We start from the raw sequence: 26,229 nt of genomic DNA, 5'->3' as shown, positions 1-26,229 counted from the left end.
AGCGTCTGATGAGAGCGGCGCCTCATGCCAGCTTTTTTTTCACCGTCAGGACGTTGTGTCCTATGGCACGATGGTACGTCACCACATCAAACATGGAGCGCACCAAGTGAATTCCCAATCCCCCGATCTCACGTTCATGCAGCAGCAGCGACAGATCCGGAGGCGCGACCGTCAAGGGGTTGAACGGAATGCCGTCATCGGTAATGGTCAGTACGACGTACCCATCGCGCACTTCGCCTTCCACCTGGATGGGATGCTCTCCCGGATCGTTGGGGAAGGCATATTGCACGACATTGTTGAGCAAGTCATCGAGTGCCATGTTGATGGTGGGCATCAGCGGCCTGGCCCTTTCCCACTGTGTGATGTACTGCTCAAAGGCCATCTGCAGGTCCGGAATGGCCGTCAATTGGTTGGTCATCGTTTGACGGAAGGCCTCGGCCGGCAACTCGGACGGAACAACGCCATGATACCGCAACCCCAACATCGTGATATCGTCCGTCTGCGGCGCGTTGCCGGAAAAGGTCTTGACCGCGTTCATGACCGCACCGAGGCGATCGACGACCGAGACATTTCCGGATTGGTCGAGGACCATTTTCAACCGGTCGTTGCCGAACAGTTCGCGCTTCCTGTTATCGGCTTCGGTGACCCCGTCGGTGTACAAGAACAGCTCATCCCCGGGCCCCAATCGCATCGTGCTTTCCTTGTAAGCGATGCCCGGCATGGGACCGACCAGGGGGCCGTCTTGGGCCGTCAGCCACTCGAACCGCCCGCTCCGTCGCTTCAGCAAGGGCTGATTGTGACCCGCGTTCGTCGTGACGAGCGTGCCGTCGCGGAGGTTCAAGATTCCCAGATACAAGGTCACAAACATGCAGGAATCGTTGTCCTGGCTGAGCGCGTCGTTCACATGGGTGACGATGCTGGCTGGAGACGGATCAGACGCCGCCCGTGTTTTGACCATGATCTTGGTCATCGCCATGAACAGCGCGGCGGGAACCCCGTTCCCGGACACATCGCCGACCACGAAACAGAGCCGGCGGTCATCGACCATAAAGAAATCGTAGAGATCGCCCCCAACCTCCATGGCCGGCTCAAGAACGGCATACAGCTCAAGTTCCTTCCGATCCGGAAAGGCCGGAAAGACGCGCGGCAGCATGCTCCTCTGAATATCGCGGCCGACATTCAGTTCTTCCTGCATGCGGGCTTTCGCGGCTTTCACCAACGCCAACGAGCCGGCCAACCGCGCCTTGGCGTCCTCTGCGGCCTGTTCCGCGTTTTTCAGGGCCGTAATGTCGGTTGTCACCGCAACTGTGCCGCCATCTTGTGTCTTCCTCTCGTTAATCATGACCCACTCTCCACTGGACCGGTGTTGAATGTACGGTCCTTGGGGATTGCGGTGCATGTCGAGGCGCATCTTCACCCAGGCATCGACATCCCCGATCGCTGCCGGTATGTCGCCCCGTTTCGCAATGCGGCGAATGATCGATTCGAACGAGTCGCCGGGTTGAACTTCGTCGCCAGGCTGTGACACCACCTCGCGGTACTTGCGGTTACAGATCACCAGACGGTCGTCCACGTCGAAGAGCGAAAACCCTTGCGGGACGCTTTCGATGGCCTCGATCATCCGAGCCTGACTATCTCGCGCCAGGCGTGATGCGATCGTCACATGGCGATCGATGATGGCCAGGAGCGTCGAAAGCGACACCGCGACGACCGCGAGCAGCTCGACTTCGATCCCCGGGGGCGGACTACCGGTCAGCACGCTAGACATACTATACGCGGGGACCATCCCGGTGAAGTGGCCGGCGGATATCGCGACCCCCATCGCGGTCGCCTTTTCCATGACCCGCCAGCCCCCGGACGTAGCGTTCCAGCCGCCGATCACAAGAACCATGACGCCCAACCCAACGATCACCACATTCGACAGGATAAAGCTGGACCAGTCCTGGTTGAGATCCACCAACTGATGGATCGCCATCAAGCTGGTGAAATGAGTCATGATGATGCACGCGCCCATGATCATGCCGCCGCACACGAGCCGGAGCTCGCTCCCGTCATGGGTGCTGATCAGATAGATGGCCACGGCTCCGGCTGTGCCGGCGGACAGGATGGAAATAATGGCGAACGCGACGTCTTGTGCCGCCGGAATGGGCGGGCAGAACGCCAAATTGCCGATGAAGTGGATGGCCCACATTTCCAGACCGGCGGCAACCGCGCCGATCGCAAGCCACTGCATCTTGACACGGCTTTGGTCCGTCGCGCGCATCCGTTCGGCGATGCTGACGATCACGTAGGCGGCGGGGCCGCCGAGCAGCATCGCCGAGAAGGCAAGGACCGAATCGCAAACTCCGAGCAAGCTAAAACTCCTGTCGGGACGTTCTCGACATACGCGGATTGGACATCATCTCAAACAGCCACGGGCTTTGGATAATCGGACCCGGCACGGTCAGAAATCGGACAATCGCAAACTCCTATCACGTTGACCTCTACCTCGCAAGCTGACGGCCGCCGGGAGATGGGAAGATTCGTCGTATAGCGGACCGCGGTTACGGCACCCGCTGATTCAGGCGATCCCAGCGCGGCGTCTTCGTGGTGGCATCCACCGACCAGTAAATGAACACGACCCGTCCAAGCATGTACTTCTCACCGACCGATCCCAAGAAACGGCTATCCAAACTGTTCTCCCGGTTGTCCCCCATGACAAAGTACGACTCGGGCGGCACCGTCACCGGCCCAAGGTGATCACGCACATTCCCCGCCATGATGGAGGTATCCGTATGTTGGACGTAGGGTTCCGCCAATGCCTGACCGTTCACAGAGACCACCTGGTTACGGATCTCGATTCGATCACCGGGAACCCCGATCACGCGGTGGAGAAACAGCTGTCCCGCATCGTCCGGATAACGGAAGACGACGACATCCCCCCGCCGGGGTCGGGCCGCACGATAGGCGGCCGTGTTCACGATGACATGATCGCCCGGCAAAAAAGCGGGCACCATCGCCGGGCTCGAGACCTCGAACAGATGTGACTGGGCTCGTGCCGCCGGTAACAGGGCCTGCAGACGCTCGTTGACAAAATCCCGGCGGAGTTCCCGCAGTCTGGACGATTCCATAAGAAGCTCCTTCTCATATCCATCGGCCAGCACCTGAGCTTCATCGGCCTGCAGCGTCGAGACATAGTATTGCGCGAGATGGTGCTCCCAGAAGTGCGCCGGAGCCAGATCGAACAGCATAATTTTTAGCGCGCCCACAAACGACTGCGCGATTCGCTCCATGTCGAAGGGGGTGAGCGGGTCGGCGAGATCAGACTGGAGCTGAAGCTGATGGCTGAACCCCGCCACATCGGCTTGATCGGCGACCGCCTGGAACAGACGGTCGGAAGACACCTCCAGCTGGGCGAGTCGCTGAAAGGCAGTTCTGGGCTCCCGATCGGGGGAACCAACAGGGACAGGGGCCGTGCCGCATCCACCCCAGAGACCGATGCAGAGGGCGAGCACGGAGACAACTGTGCGATTCGAAGATGTCCCGAAGATGCGGGGCGCACGCGTGAGAAGCTTGCAGTTCAGTCAGCACCTCTACCGGCTTGTGGATGAGGATAGGATACCGCAGGAGGACTCAATGGGAAAGCCATCTCGAACACAGAGGGCCAAAACCGTGTTCCATGCATGACATGCGACGTTCGAAAAATCGAATAGTGCTGGCCAAGAAGCGGCAGCCGGTATGTAATTGGGGGTAAGAAGATTTATTCACCAGGGAGAAGCACGATCATGACCTGTCGAACGATCATCGGCGTTCTGAGTCTCGCGCTGTGCACGGGGCTTATCGTATATCCAAGCGATGGATCTGCTGAATGGTATGGTGATGCCTACACCGGGGCAGTCGTGACCTCGAGCCCGGACCTTACGGTCACGAGCTCGTTGGGGACCACGACGACGTACCACAACCTCGGCGTGAACAATAGTTGGACGGCCGGCGCGCGTGGAGGGTACTGGCTGGACAATCCAAAAATGGACTGGCTTGGATTCGGGTTGGACGTCTTCTTCTTTCACCTCAAGACGCCCACGGGACAACAGGTGGGCGTGACCGGTACCGGGGGCAGCACCGTACAAACCGCCCATTGGAGCTTGCCGGCTTGGGGAATCGGCTTTGATGTCCTGCGTCTGCGGCTCCCGCTCCTTCGAGACGAACAATTCGTCCATGGGCGTGTCCAGCCGTTTCTCGCCGCCGGGCCGACCATATTCATTACCTATGCAGGCCAGAACACGTTCGTTCAGCCGGGCGGACAAAGCTCCACCAACGTGTCCCTCGGCGTGAAGGTCGACGCCGGAGCGACCTTCATGATCACCAAACGGATCGGGGCATTCGCACAATATCGCTTCACTCATTTCACCAGCGAATTGGATTTTCAGAACACCACGCCGGCCCCGGCCACAGAAACATTCAAAACGACCTACGACTCCCATCACGCCATCGCGGGGGTGTCCTTTCGCTTCTGATTCCGATGGCACGAGAAGCCTGCCGGGACCTGTTCTGCACGGTCATGCCTGATCATCGCGCGGCCGTGCAGGACGGTACCCAGAGTGCGTGAAGGAGTGAGGCGACAGCATCCGGAACAGAGTTCGCGGATTGAACGCCAGGTCTCGATAGGTCCGCTTCCCGGTCATCACGTCCGTGACCGCTTCACAGAGCCGCTGACCCTGCCGCGAAAACACCCACGAGCGTGTGCGGGGAAAGTGGTACAGCAGCCGGGCCAGCACTTGTCCGGTTCGCAGTTCAGGAAGGATCGTATCAGCCAGCGCGCTGGTGTATGTGCTTCTGACCGACTCCTCTTCAAGATTCCCATCAAGCAAGGATTGTGCTGCCATCAGGCCGCTTTGAAGGGCGAACGAAATGCCTTCTCCGGTGACGGGGTCGGCAAACCCTGCGGCATCACCGACCAACACGACGCGCTTGTCGACAAACGGTCCTTTGCGGGGCCGGATGGGAATGACGAAGCCGTGTGGCTCGATCGACATGACGGAACCACAGCCGAGCGTGTCGAGATAGCGCGCCATCGAGGACTTGAGGTCGCTTCTCCGTTGTGCCATCGACAGAACCCCGACCGACACGTGATGCTTCTTGGGAAAGACCCACGCGTACCCATGGGGGAGTAATCCAAAATCAAATCTCGCCGTGCCGTGAAAGCTATCCAACCGGGTATGGGGCACCGTCACTTCGTACTCGAGCGCCGGAATGAGTGTGCGTCCATCGGCGAGACCCATTTTTCGCGCGACCGGGCTGAGCGCTCCATCGGCGGCCACCACGAACTTGGCACGCATCGGGCCCGCGTTGGTGGCAACCGTAACGACACCGTCGTGGAGCGAGACGTCCTCGAGCGCGCAGCGTTGGTGGAGGACAGCCCCGGCTGCTTGAGCGGCTGAAAGAAGGGTACCGTCAAACCGAGACCGCATCGTCATGGAGACGATGGGAGACGGTCGACGTGTGGTGAACGACAATCCCGGAGGAAGAACATTCAGCTGAGCAGTATGACATTCCTGTTCGATCACATGGCGCATGTCCACAGGAAGCGCCTGCATGGCCCGTCCAACGATCCCGCCGCCGCACGTCTTGTACCGCGGCAACGCGGCTTTCTCGATCACGGCGACTGCCACACCCGCCTTCGCCAGCCTCCACGCGGCGAGAGCACCAGCCGGTCCACTACCGACGACAATGACGTCATATGCGAAGTTCATGCATCACGCATGTGGCTATTATGAGGAAAGATCCTGACACCTTCTTACCTCCAGAACCTATCTGACACGAGAAGGCTATTGGAGATCGAGCATGATCCAGAGAGGGGGCGTCAGATAGTAGGCAGCGACGGACAGCAGCACGCCGACCACCGATCCGAGCAGGCCCGTCACGTACAGCCCGGCAAACGGAGCGAGCAACAAGATAACAATCATGAGCAGCGCAAGCCTCCGATGGCGTTCGTAGAACCGGCGGCGGTGGTCGCCGGTCAGTGATTCGAAAAAGCTGAAGTCGGATCCACCAGACATGGAGATTATGTTCCCCCTTCGCCCAACCGACGGTGGAATAACTCCAACGCCATGTCGTAGCCGATCCGGGCCGCGGCGGGATCGTACCGGGGACCTTCGTCGCGCATGAAGGCGTGCACGGCATTGAACTCATGCCACTGGAAATGCGCGCCGGCGTCGCTCAGCGCGTTGTAGATGAGCGCCCGACCTTCGCGGGGAATGTGCGGGTCCTGCCGGCCCCAGATCATCAGCAACTCGCCCGCGATCTCGCCGATCCGGTCCAAACTGTCGTCATGCATGCCCTGCCCCAAGCTGCGCTTGTGGATGTCGGTCGCGTAGAAACAGGCAGCGGCCAGCACATCACGCTGCATCGCCGCGCGAAACGCCAGATGCCCCCCGATACAAATGCCCACCACGCCCAACTTGCCCGTGCAGTGCGGTGACGACGCCAGATAGTCCAGCGCCGCGCGCGCATCGCCGTCGTAGCTCGCCAGAGTTTTGGTGATCTTATGCCGATTCCCACGTGCCGCGCCGGCCTCGTCGTAGACGAGGACCGTACCCGCCGGCTCCAGCTCGTGGAAAATCTCCGGTACCGCCACCATGAAGCCATGGCCCGCCAGCATCGCCGCCATGCGCCGGATAGGTCCCGTGACCTGGAAAATCTCGGAGTACAAGATCAGTCCCGGATAGCGGCCCCCTGCCACAGGGCGAAAGACATAGGTTCGCATAGACCCCGTCGGGGTGGGAATATCAGCCGATTCGCTGTCAGTGATGGTCATGCTTTCTCAGTGACGGTCTTGGAATTTCGAGGTCCTTACAAATCTTCCATGCAAGGAACTCGTTGATCGCTCAATGGCGAGGGATTGTAGCCAAATTTTCAGTTCCTGTCTTCAATTGTGTTAGCCTGTACCAGAGGGGAAGATTGATCCATGGTGCGTCTCATCCTATTCTTGATCGTGGCTGCCCTGGTCCTCGTCGGACCGCAACTGTGGACCAGGCGGGTGTTTGCCAAGCATAGCGCGCCCCGCGACGACTATCCGGGAACCGGGGGCGAATTGGCCAGACACCTGCTCAATCGATTCGACTTGCAGCACATCAAAGTCGAACCGACCGAGAAGGGCGACCACTACGATCCTCTCAGCAAAGCAGTCCGCCTGACACCCGCGATCTTCGATGGGAAATCTCTCACGGCGATTACGGTCGCCGCCCACGAGGTCGGGCACGCCATTCAAGACCACCTGGGGTACCAGCCGCTCGCGGAACGCACCAAGCTCGTGAAAGTCGCGCAGAGCGCGGAGAAGGTCGGAGCGGTCCTGATGATGGGGATTCCGATCGCGGGAGCAGTAGCCCGAACCCCGGTCGCGAGTGTCGTCGTCATGATGGCCGGAATGGCGACGATGGGGATCGCCACGCTGGTCCACCTCGTCACGCTCCCAGTCGAGTGGGATGCCAGCTTTAGGCGCGCCCTTCCCGTACTCCGGCAGGGCAACTACCTGACACCTGAAGATGAGCAAGGGGCACACAGCATTCTTACCGCAGCCGCACTGACCTATGTGGCGGCTTCCCTAGCCAGCCTGCTGAACCTGTGGCGCTGGATCGCCTTCCTGCGGCGATAAGCAGGCCACTCACTCGAACTTGGTCCAAAACGGCATCGAGCTCGCCGGTGATTGTTCGCCTTCCAGGCGTGAGGAGAGGACCGGCGTCACGAAGCTTTGGCAGGTCGCGGGCGAAGTTCAGCCTGTACGCGTTCAAGCACAAACAGCTTCAAGAGGGTTTGATACGGTACGTCGCGCTTGTTGGCCAAGGTCTTGAGTTGGTCCAGCAGCGACTTGGGCAGGCGGAGGGAAATAGTTTCCGTCGACGGTTTCAGGCGCGGGAACAACAGCCGGCGTCCCTTGGAGTAGTCGACATACGCCGTAGAATCGTGTGAAGCCCAAAAAGCGGCCTCCGCTTGCTCAGTCTTGAACGTCGGTCTGCTTTTGAGCTTGCGCATGGTAGGTTCTCCGTTCCTTAGGACTCATGTCGCGCGCAGGGATTTCTGTCATTCCGCGCTCACCGCGATCCCGATCAATTCTCCGGCAGCATCCTACCCAGAGCCCTTCAATTCACCCCCCCCTGTATAGTGAGTGCTACTGCTTACTCCTGCCGATTCGAATGCGACCCGGGCTCATCACAATGAAGCTTCCAGGCAACTCATCCTGAGCCTCGGCGACGAGATTCACGACAGCCGCTGGAAGAATCTTTCGAGCGTTTGCAGGATAACGAAAGAGAATGACGCCGTGAGACATTTGCGAGTGTGCGTAGACGAGCTGTCCGAAGTCCTTGTCTTCCGTTAGGAGAATGCGCCCTTGACGATGCGCCAGATCCATAACTGCCGCGTCATCAGAGCCCGGCGACAGTTCTGCCACCGCCACCACATCATGGCCAACGGACCGAAGCGCCCGCACAACGGAGAAATCACAGCTTTCGTCGGCTAGGAAGCGCACGGATTAGCGTTTGGTTCTCTTGCGCGATGGGGCACCCACCATCACCGTTTCCTCATGTGCTACGGTATCGGCTGCATAGCCGATGGCGGCTTGGATATCGGCTTTGGTCAGCCGAGGGTAGGCATCAAGCAGATCGGCTTCTGTTGCCCCTTCACTGAGTTTTCGAAGGATCAGCTCGACGGGAATGCGCGTGCCCCGGATGACAGGCTTGCCCATCATCACTTTGGAGTTCATCTCAATTCGATGTGTAGTCATGAGAGGCTCCCGAAACGTCAAACATGCGTAGCATACCACACTTAAGCAGTCGCAGACAGTCAGTCGCCATCATCTTCAACCACCACACAGCCTCCCATCTGGATGACCCGATTGGACGTCACCAGCCTTCAATCCTTGAGTTGAAGACATTAATTGCTCTTGTGCCTTGGGTTCACCTCACGCCGGCATCAATGTCACGTGCACCGTGCGCTCGCGCGGGCCGTCCAGTTCGACCAGCATCACCGATTGCCACGTGCCGAGCACCAGCTTCCCGCCCGAGACCGGCACCGTCAGCGACGGACCGAGAATCGACGAGGCCATGTGCGACCAGGCATGCGCGGGATTATGCGCGTGTTGAAACTGAATGCGTGGGATCATCTTCTCGACGACTTGTAACAGATCCTGCTCCGTCCCCTCCCCAATCTCCCCCGTTGTCACGGCCGCCGTCGTGTGCGTGACAAACAGCACGCAGACTCCGTCCTGCAGCTTGGCTTTCCGGACTATCGCCTCAAGCCGATCGGTCAAATCCACGACCTCTTTGGGAGCTGAGGTTTTGATGCGGAGCACTTCGGCCATGGGAGCACACCCTCAAAGATGGAGAAGTTTCATTCTAGGAAGCTGAAAGGGTTGTGGCAAGAGTGAACGGCGACCTAAAAACTTACGACCTCTGAGTTCTCCACGGTCTATAGGAAGACTATGAGACCATGCAACTGACAAAACGATTGATTCCAGCGAATCCACCGAGAGACAATGCCAACGCTATGAGGACCGACTACATTCCGTCATCTGTAACAGCTGGTCGCGCGACTTTGCGGTGGGGCAGAATCGTTTTGGTCGCCGGCCTGCTGGTCTCGACCTCGTGCGCGAAGTCCCTCGACATGTCAGGCGACCGCATCGCCGTGCCGGGTAACGAATGGGGCGTGGTCGTTGGATCGGTGGAGGTCGAACCAGAAAAGCCCGAGAGGCCGTCGAACATCCAGCCCCTCGCCAACGAGACCTTCATCCTCAATGTCGTCCAGATTCAGCCCGGCGATCCCGAAGGGCTCAGCCCCTATGCCGACACGTATGAACTGACGAGCAAGGCCGATGAAGCCAAACTGTTCGTCTCGCGGTTGCGTCCCGGCCGCTACCTCATTCGCTCCTTCCAGGCGTCAGGCTTCATGGGACTCGGCGGCGACATCAAAGCCGTGTTCACGGTGGAACCAGGCGCAGTCCGCTACATCGGGCGGCTCCATATCCTGGTCCCCCGGTATCTCTCGCATGACCGTCCCTATCGGTTCACGCTGGAGAATGCCCAACAAGCGGATGTGGCGAAGCTCGCCGAAAGCCATCCAGACTTGGCGAGCGCTGTGCGCGAAGCGCCGATGGAATTGCGCCCGGCCACCCCGTAACGGCTATGTGACGAGCGGAAAAGACTCCCGACCCCTTTGTTTTCTCCGCAATCCCCCTCGTTTCTTGCCTCTCGTGGCCGTAGTTCACGACATGCTGGGCATTGGGAAAGGGATCGGCTATATTGCGGCCTGTGAGCATTTGATGGCATTGAGCAACAAGGAATGGTGCGATGGCGACAACGAGCTACACGGCGATCGTCGAAAAGGAAGGCTCAGGCTACGTCGCCCTCTGTCCTGAACTGGACGTGGCTAGCCAGGAAGATACGGTCGAATCAGCTACGGCCAATCTCAAAGAAGCCGTCGAACTCTTTCTCGAATGCGCCGATCCTGCCGAACTCGAACGCCGCCTCCACACGTAGGTGTTTGTCGAGTAAAAAGACTCCCGGTCCCTTTGTTCGACTTTTGTAGTCGTGCGGTCAGCGGAAGAGGCGCGGCGTGCGGCGGTTGCCTAGCCATACCAAATATGGTATGGCATAAGTGGAATGTGGGAGATCTACGAACACCGCCGAGCTGCCAAGCGGCTGGATCGTCTCCCGAAAGAAATCCTCAAGCGGTATGAGAAGTGGAAGGATATCGTGCAGATCTCCGGCCCCGTAGGGCTTCGCCTGATCAAGGGTTTCCACGATGAACTCCTTCAAGGAGTATGGAGAGGACATCGGTCGTCCCGGCTTGGCGAACAGTATCGGGTGATCTATCAGATCGATGAACAGGGCCTGGCGGTGGTGGTCATGGATGTGACCGCTCACGATTACCGGAGGAAATCATGAAGACCAAAGACGTTCGTCCGGCACGAAGACGGATCACCGTATCGGTGGGAGAATCGGTCCGGATCGTTCGCGAGCTCCAGGAACTCACACAGAGCGAGTTGGCCAGACTGACTAAGATTCCACAATCCACGCTTTCCGCCATCGAGAACAACACCATCAATCTTGGCCTCGAACGAGCCAAGACGCTGGCGCGCGCGCTCCAGTGCCATCCCGCCGTCCTGGTGTTTCCAGGATGGGACATCAGAAAGAGCAAACAGACCGCAGCTTAGGTCTACCGCGGAACTATCGGAGCAGGTCGAGGGGCTCTGGTCGCATTCTGCGCCCGGCTACTCCCGTTCGTCTGCCTATTCCATAGCCATGGTGGAGTCGGGCAACGACAGGTCGTCATAGCCCGATTTGCCTCACAGGGTCGATAGGACACCAAGTTTCGAAACGCCGGTCAGTGGGCGGGGTCTGAGTCCTCCCGCGTTCGACCCGACATCACATCAAAATACAACGCCGGCAATCCGGCTTGCAGACCCATAAGTACAGGTGGAACCAGGCGCGGTCCGCTACATCGGGCGGCTCCATATCCTGGTCCCCCGGTATCTCTCGCACGACCGTCCCTACCGGTTCACGCTGCAGAATGCCCAACAAGCCGATTTGGCGAAGCTCACCGAAAGCCATCCCGACTTGGCAAACGACATGCGCGAAGCGCCGATGGAATTGCGCCCAGCCACCCCGTAACAAAGACTCCCGACCCTTTGTTGTCTTAATCAAGCGGAAGACGATTCGCTTTAAATATCGATTTCCGACTCCTTCATTCCGCTTCTAAAGCATACGTATCTGATGGGCAACTTCCATTTTGTGCGGAGGTGATCAACGAACTGTTTTTCAGCATTTGCTGTGCCCGGAGCTGCAACGATTAATTCAGTCGGGGGACCGCCATTAGTTTTTGCAATAAAGTAATACTGGAGAAGTTGCCCAATAGCTTGCCTAACTGCCTGTACTGCTCTCGGGTCGGATTTAACCTCTATAAAGACGACCCGCCTTTTTACCTTTAGGCAAATATCGACAAAGTTTTCTTCAACGACAACGGCCTTCCTACCGTATTTTGTTTTTAATAAGGAGGCCAGCTCATTTTGCAGTTCGTTGTGGACTAAGTCCACGAGCGTATCTCCACGCCCAGTCCTTTTTTGCTTGCCTGTGGGCTTGTCTTTCGTGGATCCAACTCGTCCTCTCCATTGCTTTTCCACCGAAGCTCTTCTGCCTGTTAGCGATACCAGGGAATACCGGTTCAGCCTGTTCACATAGTCGTTATTTTTTACGGGGATAGGAGGGGCGTACAGCGTAGCATCCTCGGGTTTGAAACGGATATTGAACAACTCAAGTGGTGAACATTGGAGAGCGGAGGTATCGCCGGATACTGCATGAATCTGTCGCCGCATTTGGCTCAACCATCCGCTCTTTTTGTATATTCTTACGGCATCCGAAGCTTGCGCGTCATTCAAGACCGTGCAGCGATTGATCTCCCCTATATATTGTCTATTCCTATCAGCCGTTATGGTAAATAGTCGTAAGTTTATATTAGAGCCCTTCAGTTTCTGGATCGATCTGTTAATAGGCTGGAGGAAACCATGCTTCCATCCGTCTATCATCCATTGAAAGTTGAATAACCACTCTTCATGACCGAAACCATTCTCTGAGGCATATGTTCCATCCGCTTCCGATTCAGATGCATCTCCACTAGGCTGTATCCAGTTTTTGGTATTCCAACAGACACGTGCGATATAGGTTGAGAGGCTATTAGTACCGACTGCTACGCGTTTGCGGGTCAGGCGTGCCACATCAACCAGGTCTATCGGTTCGATGGCATATCGTTGGGATTTGCCCACCATAATCTCTATTGGCAGCCAAGTATCATCCCAATGGACCGGAACCTGGTGTGACCACAGAGTGCCATTCTCATCAATAATCCGAGTATGCGAATCAAAAATGTAGGGTCTCGCCTTTCCACCCTTAATTGTTCCCTTACCGATTATCTTATGACCTTCCTTTACGTATATGACATCTCCTGGCTTCATCTCATACGCGAGCCGATGCAAGCTAACTTTTCTAGGGACAGATAGCCCACCACATACGCGCAAAAACTCTCTCTCAGCAACTTTGGATAGGTCTGTTTTTGAAACCCTCCTGTATGTAATAGCAGCGATGCCCTGCTCCCTACATACTGGCCACATAGACGTACCACCAGAGCCGCAGCGCATCGCCATCCGCCAACTCCTCATACGTCCTCCTTAGCCCTACACTGACTTACATGCTCATTAGAGGCGCAAGTAGAAGGTTCCAATACAAGATCAAGGGACGTGACATAAGGTCGAAAAACTAATCACCGTAACTTTCTCGTCTATTTATCCACTATCAACTTTGTTACGGCTCTGCCTTTTCGGATGGGATTGATTCATAAATTGATTTCGCTAAGACGGCGAATGCTGCGTCTCCAAACTCTTTATCGTCCATGTAGCGGGTCACGATCTTGTCGTTGTCGGCCATGCGCTCTACCATGAGATTCTCAAGTAGCTGGCGTAGGCCGAGCTGAAACTTGTCGAATGGATTGGCTCGCTTGAGCTTGACGACCTGTTCGTTGTGAGTGGCCTTCTCGCGAATCTGCTCGAAGAAGAATCGGTCTTCGTCGGTAAAGCTCGTGCCAAAGCGTTCGTTCAGCACCTTGATGATTTCTGAAAGCGGAGCTTTCTCTTCCCTTGCCTTGCCTGTGCCCACATGCGTAGGGCTCTTGACCCATTCCGGTTCTCCTTCTCGCAAATCAATCTCTCCCGAATAGATACGTTGAAGGCGGTAGTATTGCAGTCCAACTTCGTCTCCAATCTTCACTCGCTCAGCAGCGCGATCGAGCGGCAGATGCGGCAAGAGGAATCGCCCGAAGCTATACAACATCTCTAGTCCTGGATCACACCAGGGCATGACTTGGCTCAAGAATGAGTAGAGGTTCACATAGCCCTTCAGCTTCTCATGAAACTCGCTTCGCCTCATGTCATCCTGCATCGCCTTGAACCGATCGACCGCTGGTTGAAGGTGGAGGTGCATACCAGCGTGATCCTGCGCGCTCTGGCGAGCAATGGGCTTGTAAAATACCTTCGCAAAAGCCTCCACCTCGCTCCAGAAGTAGATCTGCACCGCATCCAGTTCATGCTTCAACGTCTCCAGCTTCTGAGGGTCTGAGGCTTCCTGCAGGCTCGTAGCATCGTAATAGGGTTTGAACGCCCGGTAGATGTCCGCGGCGTCATTCACAAAATCCAGGACGAACGGATTCTCTTTGCCAGGGATCTTGCGGTTAAGCCTAGACAGGGTCTGTACGGCTTGCACGCCGTCGAGGCGTTTATCCACGTACATCGCACAGAGCAGAGGCTGATCAAATCCAGTCTGGTATTTATTCGCCACGAGCAAGACTTGATAATCAGGCGAGGCAAACCGCTCTGGTAGTCGTTTTTCGCTGATGGATTCGTCTGTCATGCAATCCTTGTTCATTCCCGGCTCGGTGTATTCGAGACCAGAGTCAGGGTCCTTAACCGTGCCGCTGAAGGCGACGAGCGGACGCACATCGGAAATCTTGTTCTCCGCGATGTACCGCTCAAAGGCCTGCATGTATCGGACGGCGTGCAGGCGCGACGACGTTACGACCATCGCCTTGGCGCGTCCGCCGAGATGGCTCTTCACCTTCTGCCGGAAGTGCTCGATCATTACCTCGGTCTTTTGCTCGATATTGTGCGGGTGCAGGCTCATGAATTTGGCCAATGATCGGGCCGCCTTCTTCTTAGGCAGATTGGGATCATCCTCAATCGCCTTCACGAGCCGATAATAGGTTGCGTAAGTCGTATAGTTCTTGACGATGTCTAGAATAAAGCCTTCCTCAATCGCTTGCCGCATCGAATAGAGATGAAAGGCCTCCGGCAACCCGTTCGCCCATTTCCGCCCAAACAACTCCAGCGTCTTGCCTTTGGGTGTCGCGGTAAAGGCGAAAAAGCTGAGATTCAGTTGCTTGCCGCGTGATTGCATGATCTGGTTCAGCCGATCTTCCCAGTCCGGTAAATCCTCATCGCTTTCAGCTGTGGTCGATACACCGAGGATCGCTTTCAACTCGCGCGCGGTTTCACCGGTCTGGCTGGAGTGCGCCTCGTCGACGATGACGGCATAACGCCGCCTTGCAATCTCCGCCTCCCATTTGGCAGCCTCGGCTCGCTGTTCCGCCGTAGCATCCTCCTGTGTCTCTGCACCGGCGGCATACAGCAGCCCGCGTAATACAAATGGAAACTTCTGCAACGTAGTGATGACAATCTTCGTGCCGTCAATAAGGGCCGCCGCGAGCTGCTTAGAATCCTGGTCAATCGCTTTTACGACTCCTTGCGCGTGTTCTATCTGGTAGATCGCATCCTGCAACTGTCGGTCCAACACCTGCCGGTCGGTGATGACGACCACGCAATCGAACACCTTCGCGTCGTTGGAATCGTGCAGACTGGCGAGCCGGTGTGAGAGCCAGGAGATGCTGTTCGTTTTACCACTGCCGGCGGAGTGTTGGATTAGATAGTTCTGGCCAGGACCTTCCGTACGCGCTGCGGCAACAAGCTTGCGGACAGCATCCAGTTGGTGAAAGCGTGGGAACACGATCGTCTCGTGAGTGACGAGGCGCTGGCCGCCACGGCCGTCGTCCTGCTTGCCCTCTTTCTTTTCAAGAAACAGAAAGGAGCCAAGGATATCCATGAAGCTCCCAAACTGCAGTATGTCTTCCCAGAAGTACCCGGTCCGATAGCCGGACTCATACGGCGGGTTGCCTTCACCGCAAATGATTTGGCCGGGATGACTCCCACGGTTGAACGGTAGAAAGGACGTGTTCGCACCAGCCAGCCGCGTAGTCATGTACACTTCATCGGGATCGGCAGCGAAATGCACCAGCGCCCGCTTCTTAAACTCAAAGATCGGTGCACGTGGATCGCGGTCTTCCTTGTACTGGCGCACAGCATGCCGCCAGTTCTGTCCAGTGCCAGGATTCTTCAGCTCAATCGTCGCCACCGGCATGCCATTCACGCTCAGCACCATATCCAGCGTGCGGTTGTCACCGGGATGGCACGGCACCTGACGTGTCACTGTCAGTCGGTTCTTGCCAAACTTCTCCAACACTTCGTAGTTGGCGCCGTGAGCAGGTTTGAAGTAGGCGAGCCGAAAGGTCTTACCGAAAAACTTGAACCCATGCCGCAAGATATGTAGTGTCCCTTTGGCATCTAGTTCCTTGACCAACGTTATTAGCAACAGTGTTTCCAAACTCTCCGCGTGCAGCTTGCGCATCTCATTCCATAGATCACTCTGTGTGTCCTGAAGGAACGCAAATATCTGCACCGGAAACAACGCACGCTCCTTGTCCCACTCCGCATTGCTGCCGGATGCCCAGCCACCGCGCGTCAACAGGATCTCCTCAACATAGATCTCAAAAGCCCGCTCGTTGGTTTGGCCTGACATGAAGGATATTCCTATCTAACACTGGCCATCGATCTCAAATACCCGGTACTTTAACCATTTTGCGATTCCATCAAGATCTGGAAACAGTTGCTTATCAAAGACCCCATACTGGTCAAGACGACGGCGGATGTCATCATGAGCCTCGTGCTTGATAACTATCTCCAAATAATCCTTCTCCTCTAATGAAAGCATTGGCTGATGGCAAGCGAGGAGGACCGCATCTTGCGCCCGGATACGAGGCGACACATGCGGAGGATGGTAAATGACGTTCTCACTGATCTCAAAAGGGGTTATCAGAGACCCTTCCTCCTCTTTGACCACTTCTTTCTGTTCCGGCGCTAGAACAGCACCCATAGCACTAGTTGCAGAACTTATCTTTGACCCAGTATCAGTTTCTGACATGGTGGTGTCGTCGACACCGAAATCTGAATAAGCGGAGGGAATCGACACCGGAGTTGTCGCGGAATCAGGGACAGGCGTGATCGAATCTTCGCTTGGGCGACCAAGGTCACTAAAACGCAACGGCTCGCTAGTCAGTACATACACTGCGCTGTCCAGGGGCACGTCATTATCATCTAGCTTCGTTTCTCGAACAGCGAAGTATAGGGCGACGAGCGGATTGGTGGTCCAATCCATGAAGCGCGTAGGAAGTCCATGTTGCTGGGCAATAGCCAGTGCTTCCCAATCATTGCGAGGTAGGTGGCGAACGTAGGTGAGCAAATGATTAGTGAATACTCCGAGGACCTCTCGCTCTACTTGATCGCGCTGGAACAGTGAGATGGATTCCAGCTTCTGGTATCGCCCGATGGATGGTTTGAGAAGGTAACCCGCGTTCACTATTTTGTTCTGACCACGGAAGTAGATCCGCGCCTTTGGTAACTCCTTACGGACGGTGGAAAGGTATTCTTCGAAACTCTCAATGACGAACGGCGTGCTCATGGCGCGGTTACCATCCGCACATCAATCTTTCCCGTCACGGCGGCGGTGATTAGGGCCGTGCGGTATTCCTGCAATCGCTCCACCGCCTCCTCCACCTTCCCCACTAGTGCGTCTAGCTTCGCCGTCTCCTTGTCGAGATATGTGGCGATGGCGACTTGTTCGGGGAGGGGCGGCGCTATGAGTCGAAGGATGGGCAGTTTACTTGCCTTAAGTCCTTCCGCCGTTGAGCCAGTCGAAAGCGACTTGAGCTGAACCTGGAAGTGGTCGGACATCATTGCGAACAAGATAAACTCGCTATCAAAGTGAGCCGGACTCATTCGGAAACGGATAATGCGCTGGGCCAAAGCAATGTCCTCACGGTCCACGAGCGCAACATTTCCGAGCGGAGCTTCGGTGGTGAACAGAATGTCTCCTTTCTTCGGCAGTCCTCGCCGCATCACTTCGTTGTAGTCTTCCTTGGCGATGAACTCCTGGGACGATTCGTAATCGATAAATCCCATCCGAACGTTCCTTGCGGTGACAAGAAATACGCCATCGGGCTGCTTGTCCGGGGTCTTTCCGCGGTAGTCAGATTTTTCCGCCACATATTTCGTGAATGGCAGCACTTGCCAATGTTTCGGAATTTCGCCGTGCCAGTCCAAGCCGGACGGTTTGAGTAGTGGGTTTTCTGAGAGACCGGCGGCACGGGCTGCGGTGGGCGGTAGGCCGCGCGTGACGGTGCGAGAGATGAGCGCGGTGCGTTTCTCCCTCAGCCGCGCGATCAAGTCCCTCTTCTTAGCCATCAACCGGTCCACCCGCCCCATCTCCCGTTCGAGAAACGCCGCGATGGCTCGTTGTTCAACGGGAGGTGGCATAGGAACATGGAATGAGTTCAATGTTCCGATAGTGAGTTGATAAATCGTCGAAGTTTGGTAAAGCCCTGCTTGGAATTTGAATAGTCCTGAATTGAAAACCCAGAACGCAAAGTCGTTAGATGCGCTCCTGAAGATCGTGGTGAATGCCCCAAAAGTCAGACCTTCTTCCTGTTTTGTAATAAGCGCAGTTTTCCCAACCAAATCACGGCTTCCGTTCCGGGAACAAATAAGGAGATCATGCGCCCGAGTCCGCAGCTTTCGAGGAATTTCAGACGACACGAAGACATTGTCATCAAGAACAATCCTCCCGTCCTGGATATTTGAAGCCCTTAAAACAAGCGTGCCTTCTTCTTCATTCACCAGCTCATCAGGTGAATAGGTTAATCCGATGATCGAATCGCCAATCCATTTCAACCGCTTTACTTCCCAATGCTTCGGTACGTCGCCCAGCCATTCCACACCGCTGGGTTTGTAGTGTGGATAGGGCTGGAGCTTCACGAGGTGACCTCTTTGAGTAACTTTACGATGTCGTCCTCCAGCGCCTTGATATCATTTTCAATAACCTCTAGCGGGCGTGGCGGTTCGTAGCGGTAGAAGTGACGGTTGAGAGGGATTTCGTAGCCCACCTTAGTCTTACCGTGGTCAATCCACGCATCTGGCACGTGGGGTAGTACCTCACGTTTGAGATATTCCTCGATACTTTCCTTGAGCGGCACCGTCTCGGTGTCGCGCAGGTCTGCGTCCGGCTCGGGCTGGCCGTCGCGGTCACGGCAGATCTCAGCGGTCTCGTCGCGTTCACCAAGGGCAGCGATCACGGCCTTGAGTTCGGGGGCACTTAGGCGCACGCCGCGCGTACGGTCCACATCGCGGAGCACCGTGAGGAACTCCTTCCGGTCCTTGAAGAGCTTCTGCTTAGTTGCGTGGTCAAAGGCACGGAGCAGTTCGCGGATATCCTTCTGCCGCCGCTTGCCGGCTTCGATTTCTTTTTCGCGGGCGACAGGGTCTTTCTTCGTACTACTGGCGAGGTTCTTGAAACCGCTCTCGTCGTCGAGCCGGACGATGCGTTCGGCGCTGGCCTGGAAGTTCAGCCGCATCGGACGTTCGACGGTGATCTTGTGGTAGCCAAAGTCTTCGTTGTCGAAAATCTTGCTGACTACTCGCTGGCGCTGGATGGATTGGTGCGTGATAGGGTCTTCTTCGATGAATGTACGTGTCTCGTCATTCTTGAACTTGCCAAAGATCTTGGTGATTTCACCGATGTGGTCAGGATCTTTTTCCTTATCCGATGGATCGCCGATGCGGCGGCGTTTGTTGCCGAGGCTCTTTTCCATCTGCACCCAGAACTGTCGGGCATCAATGAGCTGCACCTTACCCTTGCGGGGCTTTTCCTTCCGGTTCGTGAGGACCCAGAGGTAGGTGGAGATGCCGGTGTTGTAGAAAAGCTGTTCAGGCAGCGCAACGATGGCTTCCAGCCAGTCATTCTCGATGATCCAGCGTCGGATTTCACTTTCGCCTCCACCCGCATCACCTGTGAAAAGCGGCGAACCGTTGAAGACGATGGCTAAGCGGCTGCCGCCGTCCTGCGGGGCGCGCATCTTCGACAACATGTGCTGAAGGAAGAGCAGCGCACCATCGTTTACTCGGGGTGTGCCAGCGCCGAAGCGCCCACTGAAGCCAAGGGAGTCACGCTCGTTCTCAATGTATCTCTGTTGCTGCTTCCACTCCACGCCAAAAGGTGGATTGGCCAGCATGTAATCGAACGTCCATTTCATGCCATCCGACGTACGATCGAACCCGTCTTTCGTGAACGTGTCACCGAGGATGATGTTGTCGGCGTCCTCGCCTTTAATGAGCATATCCGACTTGCAGACAGCCCAGGCTTCGTCGTTCCAATCCTGCCCGAAGAGCTTGGGCTGTGCATCGGCATTGAGGTCACGTATGTACTTTTCAGAAACGGACAACATGCCTCCCGTTCCGCAAGCGGGATCGTAAATGGTTTTGACGACGTGGCTGCGGGCCAGATCTTTCTCCGGCGAGAGGAGCAGGTTAACCATCAGCTTGATCACTTCGCGTGGAGTGAAGTGTTCTCCCGCTTCCTCGTTCGATTGTTCCGCGCCGATCCGGATGAGTTCCTCGAAGACGTACCCCATCTGCATGGGGTCCACACGTTCAGGCGATAGATCGATCTTCGGTTCGATGAAGGCGTTGATGACGAGGTACAGCAGGTCCTTCTCGGCCATGTAGGCGATTTGCTCGCTTAACTTGAACCGCTCCATGATAGCGCGGACGTTAGGAGAAAACCCATTGATGTAGCTATTGAGGTTTGGCGCGAGGTGGTTAGGATCATCAAGAAGGCCGTTGAGCCCGCTGCCTTTTTCAGGCTTCGCCATCGTGAATTTGGAGAGATTGTAAAAGGGCACTTTGGTAAGTTGGGAAACCGGTGTCGGATGATGTTTTCGCCCTTCGTCTTAATGACGGCATGCTCCTTCAGCACTTGCAGTTTCGTCGGAGCCAGAACGCAATCGAAACGGCGCAGAACGGTGAGCGGAAGGATGACTTTGCGATACTCGTTCCGTTTGTAAGGCCCGCGCAGCAAGTTGCAAATACCCCAGATGAAATTGGCCATTTGGGAATGAGTTTCAGTAACCATCAATTACCCTCGCTTTGTGTAAGGCATAACTCTCGAGATATGTTTGGGGAACATTCGTTGCCGCAGAAGTAAGTTAAAGACTTGTGTTTCTCCTAATTTTCCGCCGGAGCTTACCCGTTTCCCTCTCAGAAATCACGTCCCCTCTGATAAGTACGTAACCCATCCTCCCATTAACCCGAACGGGCTCGGCGTACGGGTACACGAAGACTTCCCCTCTAAGGAATGACGACCTGGTGTGAAGAATTACCTGCTCTACCCTCCTGGTCAGTTGCCAGCGCTGGTGCGCTCACCCCACTCCTGGAAGAAATCCTTCCGGGGCAAGCGAAAAGTCTGAATAGGAGGTACACTTCAATAGAAGGGCCCATGGAGGGGCCAGGGGTGCTCGAACCACGAGGGACGGTATGAAACCCAAGATTCTGGTCATCGATGACAGTGCCGATAGCTGGGCCTTGCTGAATGCTGTCCTCCAATCGCATGGCTATGCGCCGGTGTGGGCGGCCGATGGGATGCAAGCCATGAGCGTGGCCCGGACGCATCAACCCCAAGCCATTCTGCTCGATCTGGGCCTGCCCGGAGGCGATGGTTTCCTCATCTTGGAACGGCTCAAAGCCAACAAGTTCCTGAGCCATGTGCCGGTGATCGTGATCACGGTCCGCCCTCCCAACGAGGGCGAGGAGAAGGCGCTGAAGCTGGGCGCCGCCTCGTATGTCCAAAAGCCCATCAAAGTCGACGAGCTGATAGCCACTCTCCAGCAACTCCTGGCTCCCGCAAAATAAGTTCTTCCATCTGCTAGGCCGCTGACGGAACTGTGGCGACCCACCCCGCGATTTCCTGTAACGTTTTGGTGCCATCATGCAATAATGCCATGAGGTACTAGCTGGAGGAATCATCCATGCCGACAGATACCCGAACTACCATTTATTTGAAGCCCAAAGTCTATCGCGCGCTGAAGGTCAAAGCCGCCACGACCGATCGATCGGTTTCAGACTTAGTGAATGCCGCGGTGCTGGAATCTCTTCGTGGAGATGCTGTCGATCTGGAGGCGTTCGATCGCCGCGCGAAAGAACCATCCCGTCCGTTCGAAAAGGTGCTTGAGAACCTGAAGCGAGACGGATCGTATACGGGATCGACGATGCTGCCCGTCTTGTGGAAATCATCAAAATCGGTCACCGGCGGGAAGTTTACCGCTAAAAGGTGACGCTTAAGCAGTCAGCTCACAGCTCCATGCTGTAACACGCTGTGCGGTTGAACAGTCAGTTCTTCAGCTTTCTCGCGAGATCCTTTTGAGAGAGACCGGCCTTTTCGCGCAGCGCCGCAATCTGCAACGCTACGTCCCACGCCTCTCCCGCTCGCTTGAACCGCCTCGCAAAACTCGGGTCTCGGAGTTGCTGTTCGAGATGAAGGTCAAAATTGGTTTTCTTCATCATTCCATTCTCTCTCGCCAGTCGCCCTTCCGGAACTAGTAGCTGAGGGCGGGCCAGAGTAGAGCCAGTCCGCCGTCATCCTGCTTTTGCAATGACCTGCAGCCTGACTCGGGTTTTCTTCTGAAGCGCCTTGATGATTCCGAAGAAGTTCTCAGTGCTGGGATTGCCGCGAGGAGCGAGCATCCGATGGAGGCTTTTGCTCGGCTTGTGCAGTGCAACCGCCAATTCCTCAAAGCCGACAGTGGCATTGACGAGATCGCGTAAGACCGCTTTGCCGACATTGGTCTCACCTGCAAGATAGGCGTTGATTGCTTCGATAAAGAGGGCTTCTCGAAAGCGAGGATCACGTTGCGCCCGTACCGCAACGGTTTCTTTGAATTCTCGCGTGAGCGTCATGGTAGCTCCGTTTCGGATTAGCCGTTCTGCTTGACGTTCAGACGCCGGTAGTCGGTCCATCGCACTTGTGCTGCGTCGATGGCCTGCTGCTGACGTTGCTTGCTACTTCCGCCCAAGAGAATGATGATCCGGTCTCCATCCTTCCCAAAATACACTCGGTACCCAGGGCCAAAATCGATTTTCCTTTCGAACACCCCTCCCCCAACTCCCTTCACATTGGACCAGTTTCCTGCGACTAGCTGATAGAGGGCTGTAGTCACCTTGGTAGCAGCCGGTGCATTGAGTCCATTGAACCATGTGGCAAATGGCGACCGTGCGTGCCTATCAACATATTCGATGATCCGAATGTCCACCGCTTCACATGGTAACGTTAATGTTACTACAAGTCTTCATGGGACGGCAAGGGTCTCATAGCAGGTTGCGCGCACAGAATGCTCTTATTGATTACTTATTATAGTTTAGGAATTTACATTTATATTAGGCGGATTGCAAATGGTTGGCGGTGTATGGCTGATCTTAAGCTATCCGGCTTGGAGGTCGTGGACTTGATCGATAAGCCGTTGGAGCTTGGCGACGGCGTGGCGGCGCTGGTCGGGGGTCATGCGTTGATCGATGGCCAGGGTCATGGCTTTGGCATTTACGCGCATTTGGCGGACGGCAGTTAGATAGGACCGGGGAGCAGTCTGGTCAGGGTGCACGAACATGGTGCGGAGTTCTTTTGCGATCCGTTCAGGTGTCCGAGGTTGTTGGAGAAGGGTCAGGAGTTCCTGCTGGCGCTGCTGCTGATAGGCGACAAAGGTCGGTTGGACATCGGGGAGCGTGAGGCTCCACTCACGAATCTGCGCCTGCTGTTCTTTGGTCAGCGCCCCTAGCCAGTCTTTCACCAAATCCAGAGTGGTCTGCGCTCGCTTCTTCAATCGCTCCGATTCGGAAACCTGGACGAGGCGCACGGCCTTGGCGTTGTCCTTCTGCAAGGCCGACTCGAAGGTGCGCACCTGCCGGGCGTCGACTGAGGCGAGAAGGGCTCCGCTGTCGGCCACGACGCGCTCAAAAAGGTCGGTCCGCAGCCGATCGTAGCTGGCATAGGCCCAGTCGATATCCGGCCCCGTGAGTCCCCGTTCGACCCGCTGACGCACCTGCCTGAGAAAGGTCTCATACTGCGGTAAGGCTTCGTGCCGATGCCGTTCGAGCAAGGGCGTGAGCCGTTCGGCCAGCTCATGCCGCTGGGCACTATTGAGGTCGAAATAATGGTCGGCCTTCCAGAGGATGATGCGGTCCGCAAACCGATAGGCGGTGGTGGTGTACGAGCAGCCGGCGAGGGCCACCAGCAGCACGACGAGGCACCACGACCAGCGAGACAGTCGTCCCCGCGCACTCCTCTCCCCTGTGATCCAATCACTCATCATCGTACTTATATGTTCTCAAGCAAAATGGAATGGGGATGCTAGGCGAAACCCTTGTACTGGAGCTGACGTGGTGCGGGTCTACAAGTACCGAGATGAAAATGCCGCTAGCAAGACGATCGTGGCCGGACGGTTAAAAATGATAGGCCAGGCCGCCCATGAACCAATTGGTCCGGAGGTCCCCTTCGAAGTGATGATCGGAGAAGTCGACCGTCGCCCGGGCATGTTTGTATTCGGTGAAGAACGCGACATGTTTCGTCAGAAACACCTTCGTGCCGACGAGCACATTGAACACCGGATACACGTCGGTTTCGCCTTGAGGCGCCGTACGCAACAGGGAGACGCCGATACCACCACCGACTCCGATATACGGCTGAATGCGTGCCCCCGGATAGCGCGCGATGACGTTCACCGTCATGTGGTTGACCGAGAGGCCCACGCCCGGCGTTCTGCCGTTCTGTTGAGTGACGCCCAAGATCGGCGCACTCGCCGTGACGCGTTGCTCCGTGATATTCGCGTCGCTGTGGGAAAAGTCGAATTCCAGGCCCAGCCAGTTGAGATTGCCCTCTAAGAAACGCCCGCCCTTGATGCCGAACGCCGCTTGGTTGTTGAGGTCCAGATCGTTCGACGTCACCCCACTGAAATTACCCGTTCCCCGCACGTTGGCCAGATCCTGCGGAAATTGGAACCCGCCCTGACCGGCGATGTACCACTCCGCTCGACTCACCCCAGACCAGGCGAGCCCCCACAGACCCAGCACGAGCAAACAGACGAACAGGGATCGTCGACGCACGATGGACCTCCTGTTAGGCTTCACACGACGCGACCCAGGCACCTACTACAGTCGGATGACACGCAGCTTTCTTACAGACTCGTCGTTCCGAGCTACATTAACTGTGAAGCGCTATAAGTATTGAATCGTTCGAGGATGAGTGCCTAAACCGGAGGGAGTCTTCAATGCCGGTTGGTAGGCTGTGCTGGATTATTCCCCGGATGACCTTGCCAGCGCTGTTTTAAGGAAGATTGAAGCCTGAACTCTGCTGCTTCCAGCCGCTTTCGCTCAGCTTCAAATGAATGGCGTCGCGTAACGACTTGCGTCGAACAAATTTCATATTTCAGAAGGTTTTACCGATTGGCTGATGCGAGCCAATTCCTTGAGAAACTCCTCTTGATCCTTCTTCTCTGCAGTACGGGTTCTGATCTTGTCATTCAAATGGCGTTGGCCGGTAATGTCCGAATTCTTGAGCTGTTCGATCCAGCCGTACAATTGCCGAGAGATACTCAGGCAGTTGGATTTCAGAGCACCGATTTCAGATTTCAGAGAGGAGAAGCTCGGAATGCGTTCAAGAAGACATAACATCGAGCGAACTTCGCCGGAGGAGCCGCGAGCGATGTAGAGGAATGCCAGCAGTTCGTTGGTCGTCCCACGCTCGAATCCTTCGGCGATGTTATGGGAGACCGACAGCGCAGCGCGCTCCAGTTGGTCACGTAATCCTGTGTGGCCTCGAAAGGCTTGATGTTCAGTGAGGATATATGTGCGGCGAGCTAGGTCGATGGCGGCTTGCCACACCGGAAGGTCTTCGAAGGACTTGTACTTCATCGAGGCCTGCAGCGAATCTAGGATCTCACATCTCAAATCTCAGATTTCACATGGCAGATTTCAGCATGACACTTTTCTTCTCCATCATCTGAGATCTGCTCATCTGAAATGTGAGATTGACTCCTCCGTTTCAATCGCCCGCGATTCGGCGGAGATTCGGCCGGACGTCAGTGAATGCGGAGCTTACCCGTTTCAGTCGGAGAAAGCAGCTCCCGATTGGAGGAAGTTCCGAGCCGGGCTTCATCGGAGGTGAGTCCTTATATCGGAATGTCGCGGGTACCGTCGTAGATGGTTTGGGATTGGAACGACAGCTTGACGATGTCGCCGTCCTGGACGGGCGAATCTTCGCTTCCGATCTTCTTGTTGACGGTGATGAGCGCTTGGCGGTTTTTGATGTATTGTAGCAATGGTCCCAGTTGCTCAGGATTCGCCTCAATGAGTTGCTTCACGGTCGTCGAGCCGGTAACCGGCACTTCGAACTCATGTTCATCGACAGCCGCGCGTAACGTTTGTCCAAATATTTGTATAGAAACCATCGAATC

29 protein-coding genes and 1 pseudogene are annotated in these 26,229 nt (G+C 56.1%); 9 read left to right on the top strand and 21 right to left on the bottom strand.

Features of this window, described 5'->3' with window-relative positions:
- Positions 1 to 22 precede the first annotated feature (22 nt).
- On the bottom strand, positions 23 to 2,353 hold the full coding sequence (locus tag H8K03_01670; GenBank protein ID UVT20654.1) for a SpoIIE family protein phosphatase: 2,331 nt from the start codon (positions 2,351 to 2,353) through the stop codon (positions 23 to 25).
- A gap of 190 nt (positions 2,354 to 2,543) precedes the next feature.
- Positions 2,544 to 3,494, bottom strand: coding sequence for a signal peptidase I (gene lepB, locus H8K03_01665; GenBank protein ID UVT20653.1), 951 nt, complete (start codon positions 3,492 to 3,494; stop codon positions 2,544 to 2,546).
- A 270-nt stretch (positions 3,495 to 3,764) separates the two neighbouring features.
- Between lepB and H8K03_01660 the strand changes: the two genes are divergently transcribed.
- Complete coding sequence (locus tag H8K03_01660; protein UVT20652.1) at positions 3,765 to 4,493, top strand: outer membrane beta-barrel protein; 729 nt, start codon at positions 3,765 to 3,767, stop codon at positions 4,491 to 4,493.
- A gap of 42 nt (positions 4,494 to 4,535) precedes the next feature.
- On the opposite strand, the gene H8K03_01655 is transcribed toward H8K03_01660, so the two are convergent.
- The 3 genes from H8K03_01655 to H8K03_01645 all read right to left on the bottom strand — a co-directional run bounded on the left by H8K03_01655 (position 4,536) and on the right by H8K03_01645 (position 6,793).
- Positions 4,536 to 5,729 (bottom strand): geranylgeranyl reductase family protein, encoded by a 1,194-nt coding sequence (locus tag H8K03_01655; protein ID UVT20651.1) that lies wholly within the window; start codon positions 5,727 to 5,729, stop codon positions 4,536 to 4,538.
- A gap of 75 nt (positions 5,730 to 5,804) precedes the next feature.
- Entirely contained in the window at positions 5,805 to 6,035 is a 231-nt protein-coding gene (locus H8K03_01650; GenBank protein UVT20650.1) for a hypothetical protein, read from the bottom strand.
- 5 nt (positions 6,036 to 6,040) lie between these two features.
- Positions 6,041 to 6,793 carry a dienelactone hydrolase family protein gene (locus tag H8K03_01645; protein ID UVT20649.1) on the bottom strand — a complete coding sequence of 251 codons (753 nt, stop codon included), beginning with the start codon at positions 6,791 to 6,793 and terminating at the stop codon, positions 6,041 to 6,043.
- 150 nt (positions 6,794 to 6,943) lie between these two features.
- On the opposite strand from H8K03_01645, the gene H8K03_01640 reads away from it, so the two are divergent.
- The gene (locus tag H8K03_01640) at positions 6,944 to 7,630 is read left to right on the top strand and encodes a zinc metallopeptidase (GenBank protein ID UVT20648.1); all 687 of its coding nucleotides are present in this window, start codon (positions 6,944 to 6,946) and stop codon (positions 7,628 to 7,630) included.
- Between the two features lie 86 nt (positions 7,631 to 7,716).
- On the opposite strand, the gene H8K03_01635 is transcribed toward H8K03_01640, so the two are convergent.
- The 4 genes from H8K03_01635 to H8K03_01620 form a co-directional block, all read right to left on the bottom strand.
- Positions 7,717 to 8,007: a BrnA antitoxin family protein gene (locus tag H8K03_01635; GenBank protein UVT20647.1), complete on the bottom strand. Its 291-nt coding sequence runs from the start codon at positions 8,005 to 8,007 to the stop codon at positions 7,717 to 7,719.
- A 136-nt stretch (positions 8,008 to 8,143) separates the two neighbouring features.
- Complete coding sequence (locus tag H8K03_01630; GenBank protein ID UVT20646.1) at positions 8,144 to 8,500, bottom strand: DUF5615 family PIN-like protein; 357 nt, start codon at positions 8,498 to 8,500, stop codon at positions 8,144 to 8,146.
- Positions 8,501 to 8,503: 3 nt separating this feature from the next.
- Positions 8,504 to 8,755, bottom strand: coding sequence for a DUF433 domain-containing protein (locus H8K03_01625; GenBank protein ID UVT20645.1), 252 nt, complete (start codon positions 8,753 to 8,755; stop codon positions 8,504 to 8,506).
- A 177-nt stretch (positions 8,756 to 8,932) separates the two neighbouring features.
- On the bottom strand, positions 8,933 to 9,331 hold the full coding sequence (locus tag H8K03_01620; GenBank protein ID UVT20644.1) for a YjbQ family protein: 399 nt from the start codon (positions 9,329 to 9,331) through the stop codon (positions 8,933 to 8,935).
- 128 nt (positions 9,332 to 9,459) lie between these two features.
- On the opposite strand from H8K03_01620, the gene H8K03_01615 reads away from it, so the two are divergent.
- The 5 genes from H8K03_01615 to H8K03_01595 all read left to right on the top strand — a co-directional run bounded on the left by H8K03_01615 (position 9,460) and on the right by H8K03_01595 (position 11,639).
- Complete coding sequence (locus tag H8K03_01615) at positions 9,460 to 10,146, top strand: hypothetical protein (GenBank protein ID UVT20643.1); 687 nt, start codon at positions 9,460 to 9,462, stop codon at positions 10,144 to 10,146.
- 170 nt (positions 10,147 to 10,316) lie between these two features.
- Complete coding sequence (locus H8K03_01610; GenBank protein ID UVT20642.1) at positions 10,317 to 10,505, top strand: type II toxin-antitoxin system HicB family antitoxin; 189 nt, start codon at positions 10,317 to 10,319, stop codon at positions 10,503 to 10,505.
- A gap of 123 nt (positions 10,506 to 10,628) precedes the next feature.
- On the top strand, positions 10,629 to 10,913 hold the full coding sequence (locus H8K03_01605; GenBank protein ID UVT20641.1) for a type II toxin-antitoxin system mRNA interferase toxin, RelE/StbE family: 285 nt from the start codon (positions 10,629 to 10,631) through the stop codon (positions 10,911 to 10,913).
- The gene (locus tag H8K03_01600; protein ID UVT20640.1) at positions 10,910 to 11,182 is read left to right on the top strand and encodes a helix-turn-helix transcriptional regulator; all 273 of its coding nucleotides are present in this window, start codon (positions 10,910 to 10,912) and stop codon (positions 11,180 to 11,182) included. The genes H8K03_01605 and H8K03_01600 overlap by 4 nt, the downstream gene beginning before the upstream one ends.
- 262 nt (positions 11,183 to 11,444) lie before the next feature.
- Entirely contained in the window at positions 11,445 to 11,639 is a 195-nt protein-coding gene (locus tag H8K03_01595; protein UVT20639.1) for a hypothetical protein, read from the top strand.
- A 50-nt stretch (positions 11,640 to 11,689) separates the two neighbouring features.
- Here H8K03_01595 and H8K03_01590 read toward each other — a convergent pair whose 3' ends face one another.
- From H8K03_01590 to H8K03_01570, 5 genes and pseudogenes are all read right to left on the bottom strand, one after another.
- Complete coding sequence (locus tag H8K03_01590) at positions 11,690 to 13,165, bottom strand: hypothetical protein (protein UVT20638.1); 1,476 nt, start codon at positions 13,163 to 13,165, stop codon at positions 11,690 to 11,692.
- A gap of 157 nt (positions 13,166 to 13,322) precedes the next feature.
- Positions 13,323 to 16,421 (bottom strand): type I restriction endonuclease subunit R, encoded by a 3,099-nt coding sequence (locus H8K03_01585; protein UVT20637.1) that lies wholly within the window; start codon positions 16,419 to 16,421, stop codon positions 13,323 to 13,325.
- 15 nt (positions 16,422 to 16,436) lie between these two features.
- Positions 16,437 to 17,360, bottom strand: coding sequence for an FRG domain-containing protein (locus H8K03_01580; GenBank protein ID UVT20636.1), 924 nt, complete (start codon positions 17,358 to 17,360; stop codon positions 16,437 to 16,439).
- Positions 17,357 to 18,712: a restriction endonuclease subunit S gene (locus H8K03_01575; GenBank protein ID UVT20635.1), complete on the bottom strand. Its 1,356-nt coding sequence runs from the start codon at positions 18,710 to 18,712 to the stop codon at positions 17,357 to 17,359. The genes H8K03_01580 and H8K03_01575 overlap by 4 nt, the downstream gene beginning before the upstream one ends.
- Positions 18,709 to 20,864: pseudogene (locus H8K03_01570) on the bottom strand (SAM-dependent DNA methyltransferase). Before H8K03_01570 ends, H8K03_01575 begins: the two are co-directional and overlap by 4 nt.
- 401 nt (positions 20,865 to 21,265) lie before the next feature.
- On the opposite strand from H8K03_01570, the gene H8K03_01565 reads away from it, so the two are divergent.
- On the top strand, positions 21,266 to 21,640 hold the full coding sequence (locus H8K03_01565; protein UVT20634.1) for a response regulator transcription factor: 375 nt from the start codon (positions 21,266 to 21,268) through the stop codon (positions 21,638 to 21,640).
- Positions 21,641 to 21,756: 116 nt separating this feature from the next.
- Positions 21,757 to 22,062, top strand: a complete 306-nt coding sequence (locus H8K03_01560) for a ribbon-helix-helix protein, CopG family (GenBank protein ID UVT20633.1) — start codon at positions 21,757 to 21,759, stop codon at positions 22,060 to 22,062.
- Positions 22,063 to 22,117: 55 nt separating this feature from the next.
- Here H8K03_01560 and H8K03_01555 read toward each other — a convergent pair whose 3' ends face one another.
- From H8K03_01555 to H8K03_01525, 7 genes are all read right to left on the bottom strand, one after another.
- Positions 22,118 to 22,291: a hypothetical protein gene (locus tag H8K03_01555; protein ID UVT20632.1), complete on the bottom strand. Its 174-nt coding sequence runs from the start codon at positions 22,289 to 22,291 to the stop codon at positions 22,118 to 22,120.
- 72 nt (positions 22,292 to 22,363) lie between these two features.
- Entirely contained in the window at positions 22,364 to 22,684 is a 321-nt protein-coding gene (locus tag H8K03_01550) for a transcriptional regulator (protein ID UVT20631.1), read from the bottom strand.
- Between the two features lie 17 nt (positions 22,685 to 22,701).
- Positions 22,702 to 23,031, bottom strand: coding sequence for a type II toxin-antitoxin system RelE/ParE family toxin (locus H8K03_01545; GenBank protein ID UVT22346.1), 330 nt, complete (start codon positions 23,029 to 23,031; stop codon positions 22,702 to 22,704).
- Between the two features lie 174 nt (positions 23,032 to 23,205).
- Entirely contained in the window at positions 23,206 to 24,090 is an 885-nt protein-coding gene (locus H8K03_01540) for a hypothetical protein (protein UVT20630.1), read from the bottom strand.
- 130 nt (positions 24,091 to 24,220) lie between these two features.
- Positions 24,221 to 24,880 (bottom strand): outer membrane beta-barrel protein, encoded by a 660-nt coding sequence (locus H8K03_01535; GenBank protein ID UVT20629.1) that lies wholly within the window; start codon positions 24,878 to 24,880, stop codon positions 24,221 to 24,223.
- A gap of 315 nt (positions 24,881 to 25,195) precedes the next feature.
- Positions 25,196 to 25,687 (bottom strand): four helix bundle protein, encoded by a 492-nt coding sequence (locus tag H8K03_01530; GenBank protein UVT20628.1) that lies wholly within the window; start codon positions 25,685 to 25,687, stop codon positions 25,196 to 25,198.
- A gap of 257 nt (positions 25,688 to 25,944) precedes the next feature.
- Positions 25,945 to 26,223, bottom strand: a complete 279-nt coding sequence (locus tag H8K03_01525) for a MoaD/ThiS family protein (protein ID UVT20627.1) — start codon at positions 26,221 to 26,223, stop codon at positions 25,945 to 25,947.
- Positions 26,224 to 26,229 lie beyond the last annotated feature (6 nt).

The organism is Nitrospira sp. (genome assembly GCA_024760545.1).
Lineage (GTDB): Bacteria > Nitrospirota > Nitrospiria > Nitrospirales > Nitrospiraceae > Nitrospira_D.
The sequence above is the reverse complement of the archived record's forward strand: the minus strand, read 5'-3'. Positions and strand labels throughout refer to the sequence as shown.

Excerpts from the sequence above, each read along its gene's own strand:
- H8K03_01660 (UVT20652.1), top strand. The coding sequence starts at position 3,765 with ATGACCTGTCGAACGATCATCGGCGTTCTGAGTCTCGCGCTGTGCACG.
- H8K03_01655 (UVT20651.1), bottom strand. The coding sequence starts at position 5,729 with ATGAACTTCGCATATGACGTCATTGTCGTCGGTAGTGGACCGGCTGGT.
- H8K03_01650 (UVT20650.1), bottom strand. The coding sequence starts at position 6,035 with ATGTCTGGTGGATCCGACTTCAGCTTTTTCGAATCACTGACCGGCGAC.
- H8K03_01645 (UVT20649.1), bottom strand. The coding sequence starts at position 6,793 with ATGACCATCACTGACAGCGAATCGGCTGATATTCCCACCCCGACGGGG.
- H8K03_01640 (UVT20648.1), top strand. The coding sequence starts at position 6,944 with ATGGTGCGTCTCATCCTATTCTTGATCGTGGCTGCCCTGGTCCTCGTC.
- H8K03_01635 (UVT20647.1), bottom strand. The coding sequence starts at position 8,007 with ATGCGCAAGCTCAAAAGCAGACCGACGTTCAAGACTGAGCAAGCGGAG.
- H8K03_01625 (UVT20645.1), bottom strand. The coding sequence starts at position 8,755 with ATGACTACACATCGAATTGAGATGAACTCCAAAGTGATGATGGGCAAG.
- H8K03_01620 (UVT20644.1), bottom strand. The coding sequence starts at position 9,331 with ATGGCCGAAGTGCTCCGCATCAAAACCTCAGCTCCCAAAGAGGTCGTG.
- H8K03_01615 (UVT20643.1), top strand. The coding sequence starts at position 9,460 with ATGCAACTGACAAAACGATTGATTCCAGCGAATCCACCGAGAGACAAT.
- H8K03_01610 (UVT20642.1), top strand. The coding sequence starts at position 10,317 with ATGGCGACAACGAGCTACACGGCGATCGTCGAAAAGGAAGGCTCAGGC.
- H8K03_01605 (UVT20641.1), top strand. The coding sequence starts at position 10,629 with ATGTGGGAGATCTACGAACACCGCCGAGCTGCCAAGCGGCTGGATCGT.
- H8K03_01600 (UVT20640.1), top strand. The coding sequence starts at position 10,910 with ATGAAGACCAAAGACGTTCGTCCGGCACGAAGACGGATCACCGTATCG.
- H8K03_01590 (UVT20638.1), bottom strand. The coding sequence starts at position 13,165 with ATGGCGATGCGCTGCGGCTCTGGTGGTACGTCTATGTGGCCAGTATGT.
- H8K03_01585 (UVT20637.1), bottom strand. The coding sequence starts at position 16,421 with ATGTCAGGCCAAACCAACGAGCGGGCTTTTGAGATCTATGTTGAGGAG.
- H8K03_01580 (UVT20636.1), bottom strand. The coding sequence starts at position 17,360 with ATGAGCACGCCGTTCGTCATTGAGAGTTTCGAAGAATACCTTTCCACC.
- H8K03_01565 (UVT20634.1), top strand. The coding sequence starts at position 21,266 with ATGAAACCCAAGATTCTGGTCATCGATGACAGTGCCGATAGCTGGGCC.
- H8K03_01560 (UVT20633.1), top strand. The coding sequence starts at position 21,757 with ATGCCGACAGATACCCGAACTACCATTTATTTGAAGCCCAAAGTCTAT.
- H8K03_01555 (UVT20632.1), bottom strand. The coding sequence starts at position 22,291 with ATGATGAAGAAAACCAATTTTGACCTTCATCTCGAACAGCAACTCCGA.
- H8K03_01550 (UVT20631.1), bottom strand. The coding sequence starts at position 22,684 with ATGACGCTCACGCGAGAATTCAAAGAAACCGTTGCGGTACGGGCGCAA.
- H8K03_01540 (UVT20630.1), bottom strand. The coding sequence starts at position 24,090 with ATGATGAGTGATTGGATCACAGGGGAGAGGAGTGCGCGGGGACGACTG.
- H8K03_01530 (UVT20628.1), bottom strand. The coding sequence starts at position 25,687 with ATGAAGTACAAGTCCTTCGAAGACCTTCCGGTGTGGCAAGCCGCCATC.
- H8K03_01525 (UVT20627.1), bottom strand. The coding sequence starts at position 26,223 with ATGGTTTCTATACAAATATTTGGACAAACGTTACGCGCGGCTGTCGAT.